This window comes from Flavobacterium supellecticarium, from assembly GCF_004801375.1.
Taxonomy (GTDB): domain Bacteria; phylum Bacteroidota; class Bacteroidia; order Flavobacteriales; family Flavobacteriaceae; genus Flavobacterium; species Flavobacterium supellecticarium.
Genome location: NZ_SSNZ01000002.1, coordinates 669,510 through 689,113 on the forward strand (window position 1 = coordinate 669,510; position 19,604 = coordinate 689,113).

A 19,604-nucleotide genomic window follows, 5' to 3' on the forward strand; every position below is an offset into this window, starting at 1 on the left:
GTAGTGTTTTATTTCATTGAAAAATATTCCGCAATAGGCCCGAGTGTCAAGGCGGGGAAGAACGATAACGCAGCGATGATCGCAATCACGGCAAACGTCATCAATCCGAAAGTAGCGGTATCGGTTTTTAAGGTTCCGGCACTTTCCGGGATATGCTTTTTAGCAGCCAGAATACCGGCGATGGCTATCGGACCAATAATAGGCAGGAATCGGGAAAGTAGTAATACGATGCCGGTAGTGATGTTCCACCACGGATTGTTGTCGCCCAGACCTTCGAAACCGCTACCGTTATTGGCTGCCGATGAGGTGTATTCGTATAGAATTTCACTAAATCCGTGGAATCCGGGATTATTTAGCGTACTGGCACCTTGTTCCGGAAAAGCGGTAGACAAAGCGGTACCGACTAAAATCAGAAACGGATGCAATAGTGCGATGATCATTGAAATTTTCATTTCGCGGGCTTCGATTTTTTTACCTAAAAATTCCGGTGTACGTCCCACCATCAATCCACTGATAAATACCGCGAGGATGATAAAGATGTAAAAGTTCAGAATCCCCACGCCACAACCGCCGTAAAAACAGTTCACCATCATGGCCAATAACTGATTCATTCCGGAAAGTGGCATCGCGCTATCGTGCATCGAATTGACCGATCCAGTCGAAATCACCGTGGTTGCAATACTCCAATATCCGGAAGCCGCCGCTCCAAATCGGGTTTCTTTTCCTTCGGTAGCGCCTTGTGTGGTGTTGATACCCATTTCCGCGATTGCCGGATTTCCGTTTATTTCGGTCACTATTGTCGGAACGGCTAGCGCCAGAAAACCGATGGTCATTACCGAAAAGATCATCCAGGACAACTTGTGGCGATTCAGATAAAAACCAAGGGCGAAAATCATCGCAAAAGGAATGATCATCTGAGCTACCATTTCGGTCATGTTGGTGACATAATTCGGATTTTCAAAAGGATGAGCTGAGTTGGCTCCGAAAAAACCACCACCGTTCGTTCCGACGTGCTTGATTGCGACAAAAGCCGCAGCCGGTCCGGTGGAAACTTGAACCGTATCACCCTGTAAAGTTGTCATCGTATCTTTACCGTTAAACGTCATCGGCGTACCGTTCCATAAAAGGATTACAGCCGTGATCACGGATATTGGCAGGAGAATGCGCGTGCAAGATTTAATAAAATAGTTGTAAAAATTTCCCAGCTTTTCAGTGGTTCGCTCTTTTAAGGCGTTAAACAATACCGCCGCGGCTGCCAGTCCGATTCCAGCGGAAACAAATTGCAGGAACATTAAAAACAACTGACTCAGATAACTGACACCGGTTTCTCCGGAATAATGTTGCAGGTTGCAATTAACAAGGAACGAGATAATGGTATTAAAAGCCAGATCGGGTGTCATATTCGGATTCTGATCCGGATTTAACGGTAACCAACCCTGACAAAGTAATACGGCCATTCCGAGGACAAACCAAACCACATTGATGGCCAATAATGCAATCATATGCTGTTTCCAGTTCATTTCTTTTGTGGCGTCTATTCCGCTGGATTTAAAAAACAATTTTTCAATCGGATTAAAAACCGGATCGAGAAATGTTCTTTGTCCCGAATAGACTTTGGCAATGTATTTTCCCAATGGCAGCGCTGCTACCAGTGTGATGGCGAACATTGCTATGATTCCTATAATTTCTGTATTCATCATTTTCGTTTTTGGGTTTTAGAATTTTTCGGGCTTTAGCAGGACATAACAGATATAGGCAAAAACGGCCAGTGCTATAAAAAACAGTAGTATCATTTCGTTAGATTTTATCAAAATAAAAAACAGACAGGTATAACAGGGCAAAACACAATAACCCGGTTACGGTTAAAACAAGTGTCATCATACTCCGGAAGTATTAATTTGTTTGATATACTCTTTGTGTAGGCTTACCGGAAGTAATTTGGCCATCGGATACCGGTTCAGTTCCATATAATGAGAAACGGAAAAGAGGTAGACATTGGTAATGGCATTTTTCATTTCGGCATTGCCTTTTTGCAACAGTTGATCGGCCAGATTAAGACATCTTTTGGTACAAACTGTTTTCCCCGATTGCAAACTTTGGATGGTAAGATTGGCCAGACGTTCCATTTTTTGAACCAGGGTTTCGTTGAATGTTTTCATAAGGATTAAAATTATTTATCGTGTTATAACCAAATGCCGATCCGAATTTGTAGAAGTGGAGCTAATGGCTTGATTTTACAGTGATTATTTTTTTGACGACCTTATGCCAAACGAAAAACCCTATCAAAACGATAGGGTTGGTACTTTCAAAACGATAGGGTTTTTTAGCTGATACGGTATTCCTCCAGTTTGCGGTAGAGCGTTGTTAGCGCAATATTGAGTAAGCGTGCTGTTTCGGTTTTGTTTCCGTTGGTATGATTCAGTACTTTTTGGATATGAATTTTTTCGGCCGCCGCCAATGAAAAAGCGGATAGGATAGTGGTCGCATCGTTTCTAGTTTCGTCCTGTAATTGTTGTAATTCCAGTGGAAGACTACTTGAGGTTAGTGTTGCTTCGGTTTCGAGGATCACACTTCGCTCGATGATATTTTTTAATTCGCGGATATTTCCGGGCCAGGTGTGTCGTTTTAAAAGTTGCAGGCAATCGTCGGAAATGGATTTGATTTTTTTATTGCTTCGGATACTAAAAAACTGCAGGAAGTTTAAGGCCAATTGTTCAATATCAGACGGACGGTCTTTTAAAGCCGGTAACTGAATCTGAAAAACCGATAGTCTGTAAAACAAATCCTGACGGAAATGCCCGTTTTCGATTTCTTTTAGCAGATTCCGGTTGGTTGCGGCGATCACGCGAACATTTACTTTGGTTACTTTGCTTTCGCCGACTTTAATAAATTCCCCGTTTTCGAGTACGCGTAAAAGCTTGGCCTGTAAATCCAAAGGCATTTCGCCGATTTCATCGAGGAAAATCGTACCGTTATGGGCTTCTTCAAAAAGTCCTTTTTTGTCTTTATTGGCTCCGGTAAAAGCACCGGCGATATGACCAAACATTTCACTTTCCAACAAGTCATGACTAAAAGCCGAACAGTTAATCGCAACAAAATTTTTATTTTTCCGCATTCCGGATTGATGAATGGCTTGCGCGAAAACTTCTTTTCCGGTACCGGTTTCACCGGTTAGCAACACGGTTGTATCGGTTACAGCGACTTTTTTAGCCAGTTCGATCGCTTGCCGTAACATTTTAGAGTTTCCAATGATGCCGTCAAACGAAAATTTGTTTTCCAGTCGGGCTTCCAGTTGGGCTACCCGTTTGGTCAGTGCGCTTTTCTCGATAGCCCGGTGTAACAACGGAATGATCTTATTGTTATCGTCACCTTTTACGATATAATCGAAGGCTCCGTTTTTAATCGCCTGAACGCCATCGGGAATATTCCCGTAAGCGGTAAGCAGAATCACCTCGACATTTGGATATTTTTCCTTGATTTTTTGGGTGAGTTCCACGCCATTGCCATCGGGAAGCTTTACATCGCATAATACGATGTCAATTGGATTTTGTTCCAGTTTTTTTAAACCGGATTTACAATCGCCAGCCTGGAAGACTTCAAAATTTTCCAAACCGATAATGCGTGCCATCAGGGAACGCAGTTTTTCTTCATCGTCTATGATCAATATTTTTTTCAAGGGGAAAGGCTTAAATGCAAAACAAAGGTATTAAATAAGTATATAGAAAGACCTGTCAGGTTTCAAAAACCTGACAGGTCTGCTCAATTGTTATAAAAAACAAAGCCTGTCAGGTCTCGAAGACCTGACAGGTTTGAATTAGAATTTGTTTTCCACTTCTGCCGCCTGAAGCATCAGATAGTGTAAATCGGTATTTTTTACAAATGGTTTTAGTAAATCGCTACCCGGTCCAAACATCGCCAGTTCTACATAATCGGCAGAGTGATCCATACTGATCCAACCCACGGAGTTTGTTTTTTGTTGCATTTCGGAGAAGGCTTTATACGGTAACTTTTTGTAGTTGTACAAGCCGTCTTCCTTATGTAGGCCGTCGTAATAGCTTAAAACGGTTTTGGCATCCTCATCGGTTATGGTTTTACCGTTGGCATGTTCGATGATGTCGTGAACCTGTTTTACCGTCGATTGCGGACTAATGGAATTTAGAATCCACTCGTTGGTTTGGGTATAGTTTTGAATACTGTCGAAATTCGCATTGGCGTATTTACCGTAAATCACACCTGGATTCGCATTTCCGTGGTCGGTTGTAATGATCACTAAGGTTTCCTTATCTTTTTCAGCAAAATCGATCGCTACTTTTACGGCCTCGTCAAAAGCCACCTGATCGTAAATTAACGCTCCGATGTCGTTGGCGTGCGCTGCCCAATCCACTTTTCCACCTTCAATCTGTAATACAAAACCATTTTTATGGTTCTTCATACGGTCGATTGCTTTTTGAGCCATTTCAGCTAAAGTCGGAATTTTTTCGGTTAATTCAGGGCTGCTTTTACGGTCGATACTATACGGTAAAGCATCGTCATAAAATACCCCTAAGATTGGTTTATTGGTATCAGCGGCCATCATTTCCTTACGGCTACGCGCTACCTGATAGCCTTTGGCTTTATAAGCCGCATACATATCTTTTTTATCTTTTCGGATTTCCGGACTGAAATAATTGTTTCCACCCCCCATCATAATATCAAATCCCAGTTCCAGATACTGTTCGGCAATATCTTCCTGTGCATTACGACTTTTGCTGTTCACACAAAAACCAGCCGGAGTAGCATGCGTAATGGGAACCGTAGTCACACAACCCGCCATTTTTCCGGATTTTTTAAATTTTTGCCAGATCGGCATATGAACTTCTCCGTTAGGACCTACGTTAAGCGAACCGTTGTTTACGCGGAAACCACCACCCCAGGAAGAACTTCCCGCAGATGAATCCGTTACAATAGAACTCGCCGAAGCGGTATCCATCAACGCACGGTTAATACGGTTGTCGCGGTATAACTGTAACCAATTGGAACCGTGACCCATTTTGCGATTCAGATACAAATCGGCCATATTTAAAGTTCCGGTACTCATCCCGTCACTTACCAGGAAAATGATGTTTTTTGCTTTTTTATTTTTTCGAACTGTGTCAAATTCAAGTGTATTGGAAACGGCATCCAGCGGATTTACCAGGGCAGCGCCCAAAGTAAAAATCGAACCGTTTCTAAAAAATCTCCTTCTGTCCATGTTGTATAATGCTGTAATTAGGCTTCAAAGGTAAAAAACAATTGGTTAAGCCGTTTTATCTTAGTGTTATTTTAAGTAAAAAGAGCCTTATTATGAGGCTCTTTTCTTAAATTGTCTGTTATTTTTATTCAAAATCTACAATAACCTGATTGCGGATGATGTCTTCGAAAGTTTCCCGTTCGCGAATCAGGTGCGCTTTTCCGTTATACCAAAGCACTTCGGCCGGGCGTACTCTCGAATTGTAATTGGACGACATCGAAAAGCAATAGGCTCCGGCATTGCGGAAACACAGGATATCGCCTTCTTTGATTTCGGAAATCCGACGGTTACTGCCAAAGGTATCGGTTTCACAGATATAACCCACAACGGTATAAAAACGCTCTTTCCCTTTCGGATTGGAGATGTTTTCGATATGATGCTGCGATCCGTAAAACATTGGTCGGATCAGGTGATTAAAACCACTGTCGATACCCGCAAAAACGGTTGAGGTGGTTTGTTTCACCACGTTCACTTTTGCCAGAAAATAACCCGCTTCGCTTACCAGAAATTTGCCCGGTTCGAAAGCCAGCGTCAGTTCGCGGCCGTATTCTTTACAAAACGTATTAAAACGACGGGATAATTTTTTACCCAGTTCTTCGACATTGGTTTCGATATCGCCTTTTTTGTACGGTACTTTAAAACCGCTTCCGAAGTCGATAAATTCCAGTTCTTTAAAATGACTGGCCGTTTCAAATAATATTTCGGCGGCATATAAAAACACCTCAATGTCCAGAATATCCGAACCGGTATGCATATGAATCCCGTTGATATGCATTTGTGTGTTTTCGATGATACGCAACAAATGCGGTACCTGATGGATCGAAATACCGAATTTACTATCGATATGCCCTACGGAAATATTTGAGTTACCGCCCGCCATGACATGTGGATTGATTCGGATACAAACCGGAGTGGTTGGATGTTTGGCTCCAAATTGTTCCAGAATGGATAAATTATCGATATTGATCTGAACGCCCAGTTGAGCTACTTCCTCGATTTCTTCCATCGAAACCCCGTTAGGTGTATAGATGATTCGTTCGGGCGTAAAGCCTGCAAGTAAGCCTAACTGTACCTCTTGAATAGATACCGTGTCAAGCCCCGATCCCATCTTCTTCAGTAGCTTAAGAACAGATAGGTTCGACAATGCCTTGACTGCATAATTGATGCGCAACTTTTCCACCTTGGAAAAAGCATTGGTTAAACGTTGGTACTGTGATTGCATTTTTTCGGCGTCGTATACATAAACAGGACTGCCAAATGCTTCCGCTACTGAAAGTAAATGATTGTTTTGCATGCTCTATAAAATTTGTTACTAAAAACAAATATAAAAATCATACGGTTTGTGTTGGAGTTGGTATGAATAATTAGTGAATATCCATGTAATCTTATTAGAAATATATTATTTCGATATTTTTATTGTTCTTTATTGCGATAATCGCAACTAATTTATGGATTTGATCAATGGGTGAGGAGTAATGATGACGCTGAAATGTCCTTGATTTAGAAGGATTTAGTCAGGCGAAATAAAAAACCGCTAACAGTGTGATACTTTTAGCGGTTGTGATTATAATGTAACAAAAAGTTTTAAAATGTCATTTTTTGTAAGGATTCCAATACATACGAATGCATGACTTCGCGATAATCGAGGTGTGTTACCAAACGTAGTTTTCCTTTGCCCATCGAACTGATAAAGATGTTTTTTTGTTTTAGTTTTTCGATAATAGCATTCTCATCATACTGGGGTTTTACGGAGAAAATAAGAATATTGGTTTCCACGGGTTCTACTTTGGCAACCCAGGGTAATTCCTTTAAAACAGAACCAATTTGTCGGGCTCTGCGATGATCCTCTTCCAGTCGGCCAACATGATGTTGCAGGGCATAAAGACCCGCCGCCGCCAGATAACCGGCCTGACGCATACCTCCGCCAAAAATCTTACGAATCCGGAGTGCTTTATGCATATCTTCACGACTTCCTAATAATACCGAACCTACCGGAGCTCCTAAGCCTTTAGACAAACAAACTGAGATCGTATCGAATAGCGCACCATATTGTCTCGGATGTTGTCGTTTGGCCACAAGGGCGTTCCATAAACGAGCGCCGTCCAAATGGTATTTTAAACCATGATCGCGACAAACCTGTCGAATGCGTTTTAATTCTTCAATATCATAACAGGCACCACCGCCTTTATTGGTTGTGTTTTCGATGCTTACCAGACTTGTTAACGGACTGTGGTAAAATTCCGGATCGTTGATGTTGGCTTCCACCTGGCTGGCGGTTATCATGCCGCGATCACCATCAACAAGGCAACAGGAAACACCACTGTTAAAGGAAGCGCCACCACCTTCATAATGAAAAATGTGGGACCATTTGTCACATATAATTTGTTCGCCGGGATTGGTATGCAATTTTATTGCGGTCTGATTGGCCATAGTTCCGGAAGGGAAAAAAAGCGCGGCTTCCATTCCGAACAGATCCGCAACGGTTTCTTCCAATTCGATCACCGTGGGATCCTGCTTATACACGTCGTCACCCACTTTAGCCCGGAACATTTGCTGTAGCATTTCGGGAGTAGGCTTTGTAACGGTATCGCTAACTAAATTTATTTCCATATATTTAAAAAGGAATGTCTATTTTTGCGGGTATAAAACTACGATATTTATGGTAAATACCGAACAGATTAAGGATATTATTGAGCGCCTTGGTGCGTTAAGGAGGTATCTTTGACATCGATAAAAAACAGATAGAGATTACCAACGAAGAAGAGAAAACCTTTGCACCGGACTTTTGGAATAACGCCAAAGAAGCGGAACTTATTGTTAAAAATATCCGTTCCAAGAAAAAATGGGTAGACGATTATGAAAAAGGAGTCGCTCTGGCCGAAGAACTTCAGATCATTCAGGAGTTTTTTAAAGAAGGCGATGCGACCGAAGAGGAGTTGGATCAACAATACGAACTGACGAATACGCATATTGAAAACCTGGAATTCCGAAACATGCTTTCGGACGAAGGCGACAGTATGAGTGCCGTACTTCAGATTACAGCCGGGGCGGGTGGAACCGAAAGTTGTGACTGGGCTGCCATGCTGATGCGAATGTATTTAATGTGGGGCGAAAGTCAGGGCTATAAAATCAAAGAACTAAACTTTCAGGAAGGTGAGGTTGCCGGTGTTAAAACCGTAACTCTTGAATTTGAAGGTGATTATTCTTTTGGTTATTTAAAAGGAGAAAATGGTGTACACCGATTGGTTCGTATTTCACCTTTCGACAGTAATGCGAAACGGCATACTTCCTTTGCATCGGTTTATGTGTATCCGTTGGCCGATGATACGATCGAAATCGAGATTAGTCCATCGGATATTTCGTGGGAAACCATGCGTTCGAGTGGTGCAGGAGGACAAAATGTAAACAAGGTGGAAACGGCGGTACGTTTACGTCACCATCCAACCGGAATCATTATTGAGAATTCTGAAACCCGTTCGCAATTGGATAATAAAACCAAAGCGATGCAGTTGTTAAAATCGCAATTGTATGAAATCGAATTGAAAAAGCGTCAGGCCAAACGAGACGAGATTGAAGCCAATAAGATGAAAATCGAATGGGGATCGCAAATCCGAAACTATGTGATGCATCCGTATAAACTGGTAAAAGACGTTCGGACTGGTTATGAAACCAGCGATGTCGATGGTGTAATGGATGGCGAACTGGATGAGTTTTTAAAAGCCTATCTGATGATGATGGGACAAAAAGATACCACCAATTCTTAAAAGCACACCTGACAGGTTTTGGAAACCTGTCAGGTGTAAAATAGGAGTGAAAACAAAAACGGGCTACATAATGCAGCCCGTTTTTTTATAAATGATGGTAAACGCTTAGTTGATGATCACTTTTCTGGTGGTAGACTGATTTTCGGCAGCCATTTTTACAAAGTAGAATCCTTGTGGAAGGTTTTCCAGTGTATAGGTACCCTGGTTTCCGGTAGGATTTTTTATTTGTTGTAGTACTTGTCCGTTAAGTGTGATCAGTGTGATTTCGTCCAATGCTTTTTCCGATTGAATCGAAATACGGTTAGTATTCGACGGATTCGGATATACTGTAACAGCCGCCAAGGCATCGAAAGTATCGGTAGCCAGTACCTGACCCCAGATCATCGCTACATATTCCGGATGATCAATATACGGATTACGATTGCCCTGAAAAGCATAAATCGCATTGTTACGGGCAATTTCACGCGGACTTACCGGATCCTGATTGTGCCAGGTTAATAAGATATTTTTAAACCAGTTGCTCAGTGCCTGATTGCTGGTATTATTAAGCATCGCATGATTCCAGTTGGCTACTTTATCTTCATAACGGGTTACGAAATACAACAAACAACGGGCTACATCTCCTTTAAACTCATCGATCGGTTCAAAGGCTTTTCCGGAATATCCGGAGGTAGTATTATTTCCTAATTTCGAACCATTTTTAGAAGTCCAGGTCGGGCTACTTACCATCCCGAACGGATAATTGCTACGCATTCCGTTTACCTTACCATCGGTTGGTAAAATATGATGGGCATCCGAGACCATTGGAGAAGCTTCATTAAAAACACTTTGTGGCATTAGGTGTTCGCGGTTAAAACAATCGCCTTCATTACTGTAATTTCCGCAACGATCACCCGTGTTGGTAGCCGAAAAGTTGTAGTAATCCGGACCATTCGGTTTTTCAGAATAAATGTCTAGAATAGTACCGTCGTTTTCATAAAAATAATCACGATCGGAGGTTTGATAGCAAGTATAAAGCGCATTGTAACTTTTAGCATTATGATTTTTAATAATGTTAAACAATTGCGTTTTAAGCGTGTAACCGGTTCCGGTAGCGGAATTGTAGTACCCTTGAGGAATCTGGGCAAACGCGGTTACTACCGACATTAAAAATGCGGATAGGTAAAATTTCGTCATAGTGGATTAATTTTGGACGGCAAATGTAAGTTCTTTATCCGGGAGCGAAAAGAATTTAACTGTTAAATTTTTTTAATGGATGGTATGATAAGCGATTGTATTTTAAAATGTTATAATGGAGATTCGATCATTTCGGAAATATTTAAAGGAATATAGAGATATGATAGTGGGCTGATTATTTTTGGCCTGATTATTGTTTTATCTTTGTTATAATCAATAAAACCAAAATAATTATGAAAAAGATAATTCTACTTTTAGCCGTTGTAACCGCATTTGTAATTCAGGGATGTGAAGGTCCCGAAGGACCACAGGGGCCAACAGGACCTCCAGGTGATACGATTAGTGCCGTTTATGAATTTCAGAATGTTAGTTTTAGCTATAACAGTACAGATGGGTATGTTTTTTACCGACAAATACCGGGAATGTATCAATCGGATGTGATGTTAATTTATCGTATGAACGGTACGGTTAATTCCACAACACCAATTTGGCAACAGATTCCAAGAACCTTATATCTGCCACAAGGTGAATTGGATTATGACTTTGATTTTACCAGAACGGATTTTAATATTTATGCTGGCGGAAATTATGACCTATCGTTAACGCCGGCCTATCTTACCAATCAGACATTCCGGGTGGTAATTGTTCCGGGCTATTTTGCTAATAAAGGAGGAAAAACAGTTGATTACTCCGATTATAATGCGGTGATTAAAGCGTATAATATTGATGATTCAAAAGTAAAAGTATTAGAATAAAAATCATTTGTGATCATAAAAAAGTGCGTTGTTTCTACAGCGCATTTTTTGTTTATATAATTGCTTGGTGTTGTTTAAAATGTAAATTATAAGTAAAATAGACATCTATTGTGTTGATGGTAAGTTAAATATTTTTTTTTGAAGGTTTGTTTTTTGTTACTTCTGTAACTTTAATAAAAAATAAATTGGTTCAAAATGAGAAAATTTTACGTTACATTTTTAATTCTGTTGGTAACACATCTTTGCATTTCACAGGTAAATGTTGAAGTTTCAGATTTAAAGGTTAATAATGTTGTTTCGGGCAATATTAATTTTAATAATCAAGATGTAATCAATGTTAGTTTTAAGGCTAAGTTGAAGACTTTTAATGGAGATCCAAATAATATTCTTGGAAATCTATATGTGAAAACTAAAGAAAGTCAAAATACTTTGTTTCCTGTCCAAAAATATATTCAAGCTGTCACTTTTACAGTACAATATCCCCCTTTTGTTACGCAAATAACATATAATGCTTCATTTGAAGTGAGTGTGCAATTAAATGCAAGTGAGTATTATGCATCAGGAGGAGTGTTGTATTGTGAGTATGTTAATAATACTACAACCGCTTTTTTGAGCACCGAAAAAAGCATAGTAGGAGGGAAAAAAGTCCCTGCTACTGATACAGGATCGTTAACAAATGATATTTGTTGTAATCAGACAATCCGATATGGTGATAAGCCAAATATGATTACAGGAAATCTTGTTGCAGGACAGATTTCGGCTGGCTGGTATTCGCAGAATGGATACTTCTCCGGTAATCAGGCTGCAGATGTAAAAAATACTTTGGATCCAGACTATATGTTTTCTACGATGACTTTTACGCGATTACTTGGAAATGCATATCCTTATAAGAGGAGTAACGAAGTTACTATAACGGTGGTACAGACTCCAATTATATCTAATACAATAGGAACTAATGCTGTATCGGTGTCAGAAGGAGTATTTGAAATAGGTAGTGATAAAACTGTTGAATTTTATGGGAATATTTCAAAAGCTAACTTGAATATATTGAATAATCCAGCCCATTTACCGTCTCATTTTGATTTATTTGATGATGTAACAGAATATCAATGGCAGTATAAAAATTTTACACATCTTAATAAATGGGTAAATATAGTAGGAGCAACCGCGGTCAATTTAACAACTTTTACACCTCAGTATACAACATATGGTTATAAAGTAAGGAGAATTGCTAAATATCAGGGAATTTCCAGAGTTAGTAATGAAATTGAAATTGTAGTCCGAGGAAATACAGCTCAAAATGTAATATGTTGTGATCAGGTTCTACTATCATCAGTATCAGGAATACAACTACCAGAAATTATTACAGGTTCTGAATATATTTTTAATATTTATGATCATGTAGATTCCTCGGATTTAGATTCTTTTGTTAGTTTTTCTATACTATATCAATGGCAAAAGCAAAACAGGTCTTTGTCATGGGAGAATGTTGATTCGAATGGAAATTCTAAAGACTATTTACCTCCATCTTTAGGACGTGGTGGAAATGTAAAGTATAGAAGAGTCTTGACGCTTAATTATAAATATTATGCAAAAAGACCGTTTGTTAACTTGCAAAATGTTACAAAAGTATATTACAGTAATGAAGTGTCGCTAACTGTTTCAGGAGGAATCAGAGGACGTAACGCTAAGGGAGATAGTCTGCAAAACTGGGATGTAGATAAGCAATCAGTTGTTTTTCCGAATCCTGTTGCAACAGTTTTAAGTGTGAGTAATATTTTTGAAGCATCTAAATCTATTGTTACTATTATAGATGAAACAGGAAGAGAGATAGCAATTGATAATAATGTGGAGAAAAATGAAGATATGCTTTCTATTAATGTAAGCAAGTTGCCAAAAGGGGTATATTTTCTTAAAATAGAAAATAATGCTGATATAGTTTTTAAGAAATTTATTAAAGAATAATAAAAGGAACCTTTTTTTTGTTTTAGGAGTGTGTTTTTAGGGGTGTTTGTGTTTGTTAAAAGATATTTATTTTTAAATATACCCCTAAAAAAATAGGGGTATTTTGTTTTTGGATTAAAAAATAATATAAATTTGCAGGGTCAAACAACGGATACAAATAAACAACACAACTTTTATGTCAACATTTCGTTTTCAGGCTCTAAAAGAGGCCAGCAGTAGAAAACCGGTAGCGGTAGAAGAACTGGATAAAAAATCACTGATTTTTGGAAGTAATGTATTTAATGATAAGGCGATGCGTCAGTTTCTGACCAGCGAAGCGTATCAGGCGGTAAAAAATGCAGTTCAGCACGGAACAAAAATCGACAGAAGACTGGCCGATTATATCGCATTGGGAATGAAAGAGTGGGCGTTATCTAAAGGAGTAACACACTACACGCACTGGTTTCAGCCGTTAACAGGAACGACCGCCGAAAAACACGATGCTTTTTTCGAAACGTCATTTGACGGAAGCGACCCGGTAGAAAAATTCGGAGGAAGCCAGTTGGTACAACAGGAACCGGATGCGTCCAGTTTCCCGAACGGAGGAATCCGAAATACTTTTGAAGCCAGAGGATATACCGCCTGGGATCCAACATCACCGGCTTTTATCTTCGGAACAACACTATGTATTCCAACCGTATTTATTTCGTATACCGGAGAAGCGCTGGATTATAAGACACCTTTATTACGGGCCTTACATGCTATTGATCAGGCGGCTACCGATGTGGCGCGTTATTTCGATAAAAACGTTAAAAAAGTAACGCCAACCTTGGGTTGGGAACAGGAATATTTTTTGGTTGACAGTGCTTTGGCGGCTTCAAGACCCGACATTCTGGCAACCGGAAGAACTTTATTAGGCCATACATCGGCCAAAGGACAACAATTGGAAGACCATTACTTCGGATCGATTCCAACCCGCGTATTGAACTATATGAGGGATTTGGAAAACGAATGTATGTTATTGGGAATCCCGGTAAAAACACGTCACAACGAAGTGGCTCCCAACCAGTTTGAGCTGGCGCCGATTTTTGAGGAAACCAATTTAGCAGTTGATCATAACTCCTTATTGATGGATGTGATGCAAAAAGTAGCAGAGCGTCATTATTTTAAAGTGCTATTCCACGAAAAACCATTTAAAGGTGTAAACGGATCCGGAAAACACAACAACTGGTCTTTGGCAACCGATACCGGAGTGAATCTGTTAAGTCCGAGCAAAACGCCAATGAGCAATTTACAATTCCTGACCTTCTTTATCAATACCATCAAAGCGGTTTATAATAATGAAGAATTGGTACGGGCTTCGATTGCTTCTGCAAGCAATGATCATCGTTTAGGTGCGAATGAAGCGCCACCGGCTATTATTTCGGTATTTATCGGTCAGCAATTGACAAAAGTATTGGAAGAGTTGGAAGGTGTTTCAAAAGGGAAATTATCACCGGAAGAAAAAACCGATCTTAAATTAAACGTAGTTGGAAAATTACCGGATGTATTTTTGGATAATACCGACCGAAACAGAACCTCACCGTTTGCGTTTACCGGAAACAAATTTGAGTTCCGTGCGGTAGGATCATCGGCAAACTGTGCTAATTCGATGACGATTTTAAACACTATCGTAGCCAAACAGTTAAAAGACTTTAAAATCGAGGTGGATAACCTGATCGAAACTAAAGACATGAAAAAAGATGATGCGATCTTCAACGTATTGAGAGAGTACATCAAACAATTTAAAACAATCCTTTTCGAAGGTGACGGTTATAGCGAAGCCTGGGAACAGGAAGCAGCCAAAAGAGGATTAAGCAATCATAAAACCACTCCAAAAGCCTTAAAAGCGAAAGTGTCGAAACAGGCATTGGCGTTGTTTGAAGAGATGGGCGTTATGAATCATGTGGAAATGGAAGCCCGTTATGAAATCGAATTGGAAGAATATGTAAAAAAGATCCAGATCGAAGGACGTGTTTTAGGTGATATTGCCCGTAACCACGTAATCCCTACAGCAATCCGTTATCAGAACACTTTAATCGAAAACGTAAAAGGATTAAAAGAGATTTTCGGAAAAGAATTTGAAACTATCGGACGCGAGCAAATTGGTTTGATCAAAGAAATTTCAGAGCACATTGCAGCCATCAATGCCAAAGTGGAAGAAATGACCGAAGAGCGTAAAAATGCCAACGAACTGTTGGAAATAGAAAAACAGGCAGAGGCCTATTGCGAAAAAGTAAAACCATACTTTGATGTGATCCGTTATCACAGTGACAAACTAGAACTTTTGGTAGACAATGAGATCTGGACCCTAACCAAATATAGGGAGTTGCTTTTCACCAAATAAGGTTAGAAATCAATAGATTAATAAAAATAAGCCTCCGGAAACGGAGGCTTATTTTGTTAAAAAACAATGCTTTTCATCTGATTTTTTATTCATCTTATAGAAAATTGGCTGTTTTTTTGAATAAAGTCAAATGCCTGTCTTTTAGCGAAATATAAAATGGCTATCTTTGAAAAGGAAAATAACCACAATTTTCCGGACTTTCAAAACAACATTTCCACCATGTCGCAACCGACATAAAGGATACCCACGAATCGTATTGCTTCCTCATAATAGAAATGAAATTTTAACCAATTAAATATTTTTATTATGAAAAAAGTGATTTTTGGCATCTCCGCGATGCTGTTAACCGCAGGGGCATTTGCCCAATTTAATTTAAGTACTGTAAGCCAGACCGGAATTGGGAACATGTCGAATGTAAACCAGGCAGGATTTTTAAATATTTCCGATGTTGATCAGCTAGGATTTTTCAATAATTCTGATGTGGATCAATTGGGAATTTTAAATGGTTCTGATGTCGATCAGGTAGGATGGGGAAATGATGCCAGTGTAGCACAATGGGGCATTTTCAACCAATCATCCGTGTATCAGTTGGGCGCTTTTAACGATGCCAGCGTAACACAGATCGGTATTGCCAACAGTTCCGATATCCAACAAATCGGAATTGGAAACGATGCTTCCGTACTACAAGTAGGAACGCTTAATGATGCCAATGTATTACAGGTAGGAGCTGGAAACGATGCTGCTGTGATTCAGGTAGGTACTGCAAACGTAGCCGATCAGACTCAGTATGGAGTGGACAATACGGCTTTGGCAGTACAAGCTGGAACCGGTAACTATTCCATGCAAATGCAAGTGGGTGAAGACAACACTGCGATGGCTTTCCAAACCGGAACCGGTAACCAATCCTACCAATTCCAGTTAGGTGAAGATAACATGGCGGTTCACACTCAGGACGGATTCTATAATACCGCAATTACAACTCAGGCCGGCGACGCAAACCTTTCGTTAATTAATCAGGATGGTGCGTTAAACTTTGCCTGGACCAACCAAACTGGTTTAGGACAAATGAGTTTTGTAAACCAGGCTGGTATTGCTAACGTATCTTTAGTAAACCAATCAAATTAATCCCATAGAAAAGAGGAGAGGTAACTGTAAAGCGATCTCTCCTTTTTCCTCCTAAATAACAATGCCATGAAAAGGACGGTAACATTCGGATTACTGATGGTTTTGTTTTCCTGGAACCTTCAGGCACAGGACGAGCAGGATTTTAAACAATTCGGACTGCAAAAGCAGCAGGAGGCCATGCAAAAGGCTCAAAAAGAAAAAACCTTTTCAGGAAATAACAATGTTACGATTCAGCAGGTTGGTTATCAGAATTATACCAATATCGCCGTAAAAGCCCAACAATCCAACATCGATGTAAAACAGTTGGGAAACCAAAATAGCCTGGAGCTGTATAAAAATGCCAGGGAGATCAATCAGTCATTGATTCAGAGAGGAAACAACAACAACATCAATGACTTTTCCGCCAATCCGTATAGCGCGAGTAACAATCAGATACTCCAGTACGGAAACAATTTGAATTATACCAGTTACGGATCGAATTCGATATCCGATGACATGAAAATCATCCAAAGAGGGAATTCCGGATCCCTACTTATCTTAAACCGATAACAGCGCCATCATGAAACCAATCTACCCACTTTTAGTACTACTGCTTGCCTTTTCATTTTCCGGTTATACTCAGATTATGAACAAAGAGGTTAAAGCCAAAATTGAAACGACAGAAATCGAAAACATGCTATCGGTTACCGGAACGGCCGAAAATGTAACGGAAATACACAAAAGTTTGCGTTACAAACTAACGGTCATCAAAAAAAACAAAAGAAGTAAAAACCTTTCAAACAACTCGCAGGACGGCCGGTTTACATTGGCGCCAAACGAAAAAAAAGTGCTGTCCAAAACCCAGGTGAACATTTCCAAAGAAGACGAAACCATTCTGTTGTTACTCATTTACGACGAAGATGATAAAATTATCGGAAAAGACCGTATCGTGGTAGGCGAAAATGATAAAGCCGAACAACCTGCCGACGGACTGGAACTAATGGGAATTGTATCGGACGAAACCAAGACCAAGTTCGGAAAGGAATTCTACGACTATTTCTACGGTAAATATCAGGAAAAAAAACTCAATGCCCGTAAAATCGTAAAAATAGAAGAAGAGCTCAGTTTTGGTCGTACTACCCGAATCCGGGTGGTCATTGATAATGATTTGATAAACGAATTTGTTTCGCGACCCGATGAGGATTTCCTGCTTTATATGGCTGAGGATTCCATCGCAAAATTGATCAAATATTTTCAGGACGTCGAAAAACAAAAAAACTATATAACACAGTATTAATGCCAGCTTTTGCCTTATGAAAACAATCGTTTTTTTAGTGATGATGACGCTTTCCGGAGTGTATGCAATGGCACAGGATTTGGTTTACAAACCGATAAATCCGGCCTTTGGAGGCGACACCTTTAATTACCAGTGGTTACTCAATTCTGCCGATTCGCAGAACAAGTTTAAAGAACCGACAAGCGATTTGTACAAACCGCAGACAGAATTGGAACGATTTAAAGAAAATTTAAACAACCAGTTGTTAAACTATATATCGCGTTCACTATTTCAGCAACAATACGGCGACGGTACTGCAACAGGAGGTACCGGCACAGGCACGGGCACGGGTACCGGTGGACTTCAGCAGGGAACCTATGTTTTTGGAAGCCTTTCGGTCGAAATATACCCGTCCAATCTCGGTGTCGTTGTAAACATACTCGATATCACAACCGGAGAACAAACACAAGTCATCATTCCAGGGAATTAATATGAAAAGAGCACCATTACTTTCGTTATTACTGGTACTGACCTTATCGGGTTGCGGCGCTTATTTTAACCAACCGGTAGGCGTCGAAAAAGCTGCCATCGGTGAGCCAACCCCGTCAACCAGTGCCTTAAAATCGCTACCGCCTCCTAAGGAACCGGTGGTGATCGGAGTCTATAAATTCAGAGATCAAACCGGACAATACAAACCCACCGAAACGGGAAGTACTTTTAGTACGGCCGTTACGCAGGGTGCGACCTCTATCCTGATAAAAGCATTGGAAGATTCCAAATGGTTTACGCCCATTGAAAGGGAAAACCTGGCAAACCTGATGAACGAACGCAATATTATCCGTTCTACCCGACAGGAATACAATAAAGATCAGAATGCGCCCGAAATGCAATTGGCGCCCTTGCTCTATGCCGGTGTATTGTTGGAAGGTGGCGTGATTTCATACGATTCAAATATCATTACCGGTGGCTATGGCGCACGTTATTTTGGCGCAGGCGGATCGACCCGTTACAAACAGGATCGGATTACGATTTATCTACGTCTGGTGTCGACTTCAAACGGGAAAATATTGAAAACGATTTATGTTTCGAAAACAATTTTGTCGCAATCGGTTGATGCGAGCCTGTTTCGCTATGTCGATTTTAAACGATTGTTGGAAGTGGAAACCGGATTTACAAAAAACGAACCCATTCAGATGGCGATTACCGAGGCTATCGAAAAAGGAGTGGAAGGGCTTATTATTGAAGGAATCCGCGATAATATCTGGGAGGCCAAAGCACCCATTGCGAAGTTAACAGAATTGATCAACAATTATGATGCGGAAAAACAGGATGCCGATGTCTCCGGATTATACGGTCGGCATTTCACCGAACGCCGGGCGCGTTATGGTATTGAAATCGGAGGCGGAACAACATTAATCAATGGTGATTATCCGAATGCCGAATTAAAACCGATGATCCGCGGTGGATTAAAATATTTTTTCTGGCCCAATTTTAACATGACCGCTTCGTTAAGTCCGTCGTGGTTTGGGAATAAAAATTACCTCGATGTGGGCTATCTCATTGGCGATTTGAATTTCGAATTACTGGTTTTACCCTACGATCGGTGTACGCCTTATATCTACGGTGGTGGCGGATTGGGAATTAACAGCGCCTATGAAAATTTGCATACGAAAATACAGTTTGGTTTGGGCGTGGAATATCTGCTGACGGATAACTTCGGTATAAAACTCTACGGCGAAAACAATATTACCTTTTCGGATAAAGTCGATTATCTGGTGATGGGGAAAAGAGACGATTATTATTGGCGTTTTGGAGCCGGGATTACCTATTATTTTCCAAAACAAAAGTATCCCAATAAAGCAATGAAAAAACATGTGGAAGAAAGTAAACGCGGTACAGGTTATACCAACGGCTTTCCGGAAAACTAAAA

The 19,604-nt window shown here is 40.2% G+C and carries 17 protein-coding genes; 9 read left to right on the forward strand and 8 right to left on the reverse strand.

Features of this window, described 5'->3' with window-relative positions; translation table 11 throughout:
- Positions 1–8: 8 nt before the first annotated feature.
- The 7 genes from kdpA to E6C50_RS07770 form a co-directional block, all read right to left on the reverse strand.
- Positions 9–1,697: a potassium-transporting ATPase subunit KdpA gene (gene kdpA / locus E6C50_RS07740; RefSeq protein ID WP_136402924.1), complete on the reverse strand. Its 1,689-nt coding sequence runs from the start codon at positions 1,695–1,697 to the stop codon at positions 9–11.
- Between the two features lie 18 nt (positions 1,698–1,715).
- Positions 1,716–1,793 (reverse strand): potassium-transporting ATPase subunit F, encoded by a 78-nt coding sequence (locus E6C50_RS18075; protein ID WP_136402925.1) that lies wholly within the window; start codon positions 1,791–1,793, stop codon positions 1,716–1,718.
- Positions 1,794–1,877: 84 nt separating this feature from the next.
- Entirely contained in the window at positions 1,878–2,159 is a 282-nt protein-coding gene (locus E6C50_RS07750; RefSeq protein WP_136402632.1) for a DUF7674 family protein, read from the reverse strand.
- 164 nt (positions 2,160–2,323) lie between these two features.
- A complete protein-coding gene (locus tag E6C50_RS07755; protein ID WP_136402633.1) occupies positions 2,324–3,676 on the reverse strand; it encodes a sigma-54-dependent transcriptional regulator in 1,353 nt (450 codons plus the stop codon).
- Between the two features lie 138 nt (positions 3,677–3,814).
- A complete protein-coding gene (locus E6C50_RS07760; protein ID WP_136402634.1) occupies positions 3,815–5,230 on the reverse strand; it encodes an alkaline phosphatase in 1,416 nt (471 codons plus the stop codon).
- 124 nt (positions 5,231–5,354) lie between these two features.
- A complete protein-coding gene (lysA, locus tag E6C50_RS07765; protein ID WP_136402635.1) occupies positions 5,355–6,563 on the reverse strand; it encodes a diaminopimelate decarboxylase in 1,209 nt (402 codons plus the stop codon).
- A gap of 290 nt (positions 6,564–6,853) precedes the next feature.
- The gene (locus E6C50_RS07770) at positions 6,854–7,879 is read right to left on the reverse strand and encodes a threonine aldolase family protein (protein ID WP_136402636.1); all 1,026 of its coding nucleotides are present in this window, start codon (positions 7,877–7,879) and stop codon (positions 6,854–6,856) included.
- A 49-nt stretch (positions 7,880–7,928) separates the two neighbouring features.
- On the opposite strand from E6C50_RS07770, the gene prfB reads away from it, so the two are divergent.
- Positions 7,929–9,033, forward strand: a protein-coding gene (gene prfB / locus E6C50_RS07775) for a peptide chain release factor 2 (protein ID WP_136402637.1) whose coding sequence is annotated in 2 segments (ribosomal slippage) — positions 7,929–7,991 and positions 7,993–9,033 — 1,104 coding nt in all. Because the reading frame shifts where the segments join, the coding sequence is not laid out codon by codon here.
- Positions 9,034–9,138: 105 nt separating this feature from the next.
- On the opposite strand, the gene E6C50_RS07780 is transcribed toward prfB, so the two are convergent.
- Complete coding sequence (locus tag E6C50_RS07780) at positions 9,139–10,209, reverse strand: endonuclease (protein ID WP_136402638.1); 1,071 nt, start codon at positions 10,207–10,209, stop codon at positions 9,139–9,141.
- Between the two features lie 233 nt (positions 10,210–10,442).
- Between E6C50_RS07780 and E6C50_RS07785 the strand changes: the two genes are divergently transcribed.
- The 8 genes from E6C50_RS07785 to E6C50_RS07825 all read left to right on the forward strand — a co-directional run bounded on the left by E6C50_RS07785 (position 10,443) and on the right by E6C50_RS07825 (position 19,602).
- Positions 10,443–10,964 carry a hypothetical protein gene (locus tag E6C50_RS07785; RefSeq protein WP_136402639.1) on the forward strand — a complete coding sequence of 174 codons (522 nt, stop codon included), beginning with the start codon at positions 10,443–10,445 and terminating at the stop codon, positions 10,962–10,964.
- Between the two features lie 195 nt (positions 10,965–11,159).
- Positions 11,160–12,929 carry a T9SS type A sorting domain-containing protein gene (locus tag E6C50_RS07790; protein ID WP_136402640.1) on the forward strand — a complete coding sequence of 590 codons (1,770 nt, stop codon included), beginning with the start codon at positions 11,160–11,162 and terminating at the stop codon, positions 12,927–12,929.
- A gap of 175 nt (positions 12,930–13,104) precedes the next feature.
- Positions 13,105–15,294 carry a glutamine synthetase III family protein gene (locus E6C50_RS07795; protein WP_136402641.1) on the forward strand — a complete coding sequence of 730 codons (2,190 nt, stop codon included), beginning with the start codon at positions 13,105–13,107 and terminating at the stop codon, positions 15,292–15,294.
- Positions 15,295–15,600: 306 nt separating this feature from the next.
- Complete coding sequence (locus E6C50_RS07800) at positions 15,601–16,419, forward strand: hypothetical protein (RefSeq protein ID WP_136402642.1); 819 nt, start codon at positions 15,601–15,603, stop codon at positions 16,417–16,419.
- Positions 16,420–16,485: 66 nt separating this feature from the next.
- Positions 16,486–16,968 (forward strand): hypothetical protein, encoded by a 483-nt coding sequence (locus E6C50_RS07805; RefSeq protein ID WP_136402643.1) that lies wholly within the window; start codon positions 16,486–16,488, stop codon positions 16,966–16,968.
- Between the two features lie 10 nt (positions 16,969–16,978).
- Complete coding sequence (locus E6C50_RS17965) at positions 16,979–17,695, forward strand: curli production assembly/transport protein CsgE (RefSeq protein WP_230978973.1); 717 nt, start codon at positions 16,979–16,981, stop codon at positions 17,693–17,695.
- 16 nt (positions 17,696–17,711) lie between these two features.
- A complete protein-coding gene (locus tag E6C50_RS07820) occupies positions 17,712–18,164 on the forward strand; it encodes a curli production assembly/transport component CsgF (RefSeq protein ID WP_136402644.1) in 453 nt (150 codons plus the stop codon).
- Between the two features lies 1 nt (position 18,165).
- Positions 18,166–19,602 carry a CsgG/HfaB family protein gene (locus E6C50_RS07825; protein ID WP_136402645.1) on the forward strand — a complete coding sequence of 479 codons (1,437 nt, stop codon included), beginning with the start codon at positions 18,166–18,168 and terminating at the stop codon, positions 19,600–19,602.
- Positions 19,603–19,604: the final 2 nt, after the last annotated feature.

Bases quoted from the DNA above. Each gene is read 5' to 3' on its own strand.
- kdpA (WP_136402924.1), bottom strand. From the start codon at position 1,697: ATGAATACAGAAATTATAGGAATCATAGCAATGTTCGCCATCACACTG.
- E6C50_RS18075 (WP_136402925.1), bottom strand. From the start codon at position 1,793: ATGATACTACTGTTTTTTATAGCACTGGCCGTTTTTGCCTATATCTGT.
- E6C50_RS07750 (WP_136402632.1), bottom strand. From the start codon at position 2,159: ATGAAAACATTCAACGAAACCCTGGTTCAAAAAATGGAACGTCTGGCC.
- E6C50_RS07760 (WP_136402634.1), bottom strand. From the start codon at position 5,230: ATGGACAGAAGGAGATTTTTTAGAAACGGTTCGATTTTTACTTTGGGC.
- lysA (WP_136402635.1), bottom strand. From the start codon at position 6,563: ATGCAAAACAATCATTTACTTTCAGTAGCGGAAGCATTTGGCAGTCCT.
- E6C50_RS07770 (WP_136402636.1), bottom strand. From the start codon at position 7,879: ATGGAAATAAATTTAGTTAGCGATACCGTTACAAAGCCTACTCCCGAA.
- E6C50_RS07780 (WP_136402638.1), bottom strand. From the start codon at position 10,209: ATGACGAAATTTTACCTATCCGCATTTTTAATGTCGGTAGTAACCGCG.
- E6C50_RS07785 (WP_136402639.1), top strand. From the start codon at position 10,443: ATGAAAAAGATAATTCTACTTTTAGCCGTTGTAACCGCATTTGTAATT.
- E6C50_RS07790 (WP_136402640.1), top strand. From the start codon at position 11,160: ATGAGAAAATTTTACGTTACATTTTTAATTCTGTTGGTAACACATCTT.
- E6C50_RS07795 (WP_136402641.1), top strand. From the start codon at position 13,105: ATGTCAACATTTCGTTTTCAGGCTCTAAAAGAGGCCAGCAGTAGAAAA.
- E6C50_RS07800 (WP_136402642.1), top strand. From the start codon at position 15,601: ATGAAAAAAGTGATTTTTGGCATCTCCGCGATGCTGTTAACCGCAGGG.
- E6C50_RS07805 (WP_136402643.1), top strand. From the start codon at position 16,486: ATGAAAAGGACGGTAACATTCGGATTACTGATGGTTTTGTTTTCCTGG.
- E6C50_RS17965 (WP_230978973.1), top strand. From the start codon at position 16,979: ATGAAACCAATCTACCCACTTTTAGTACTACTGCTTGCCTTTTCATTT.
- E6C50_RS07820 (WP_136402644.1), top strand. From the start codon at position 17,712: ATGAAAACAATCGTTTTTTTAGTGATGATGACGCTTTCCGGAGTGTAT.
- E6C50_RS07825 (WP_136402645.1), top strand. From the start codon at position 18,166: ATGAAAAGAGCACCATTACTTTCGTTATTACTGGTACTGACCTTATCG.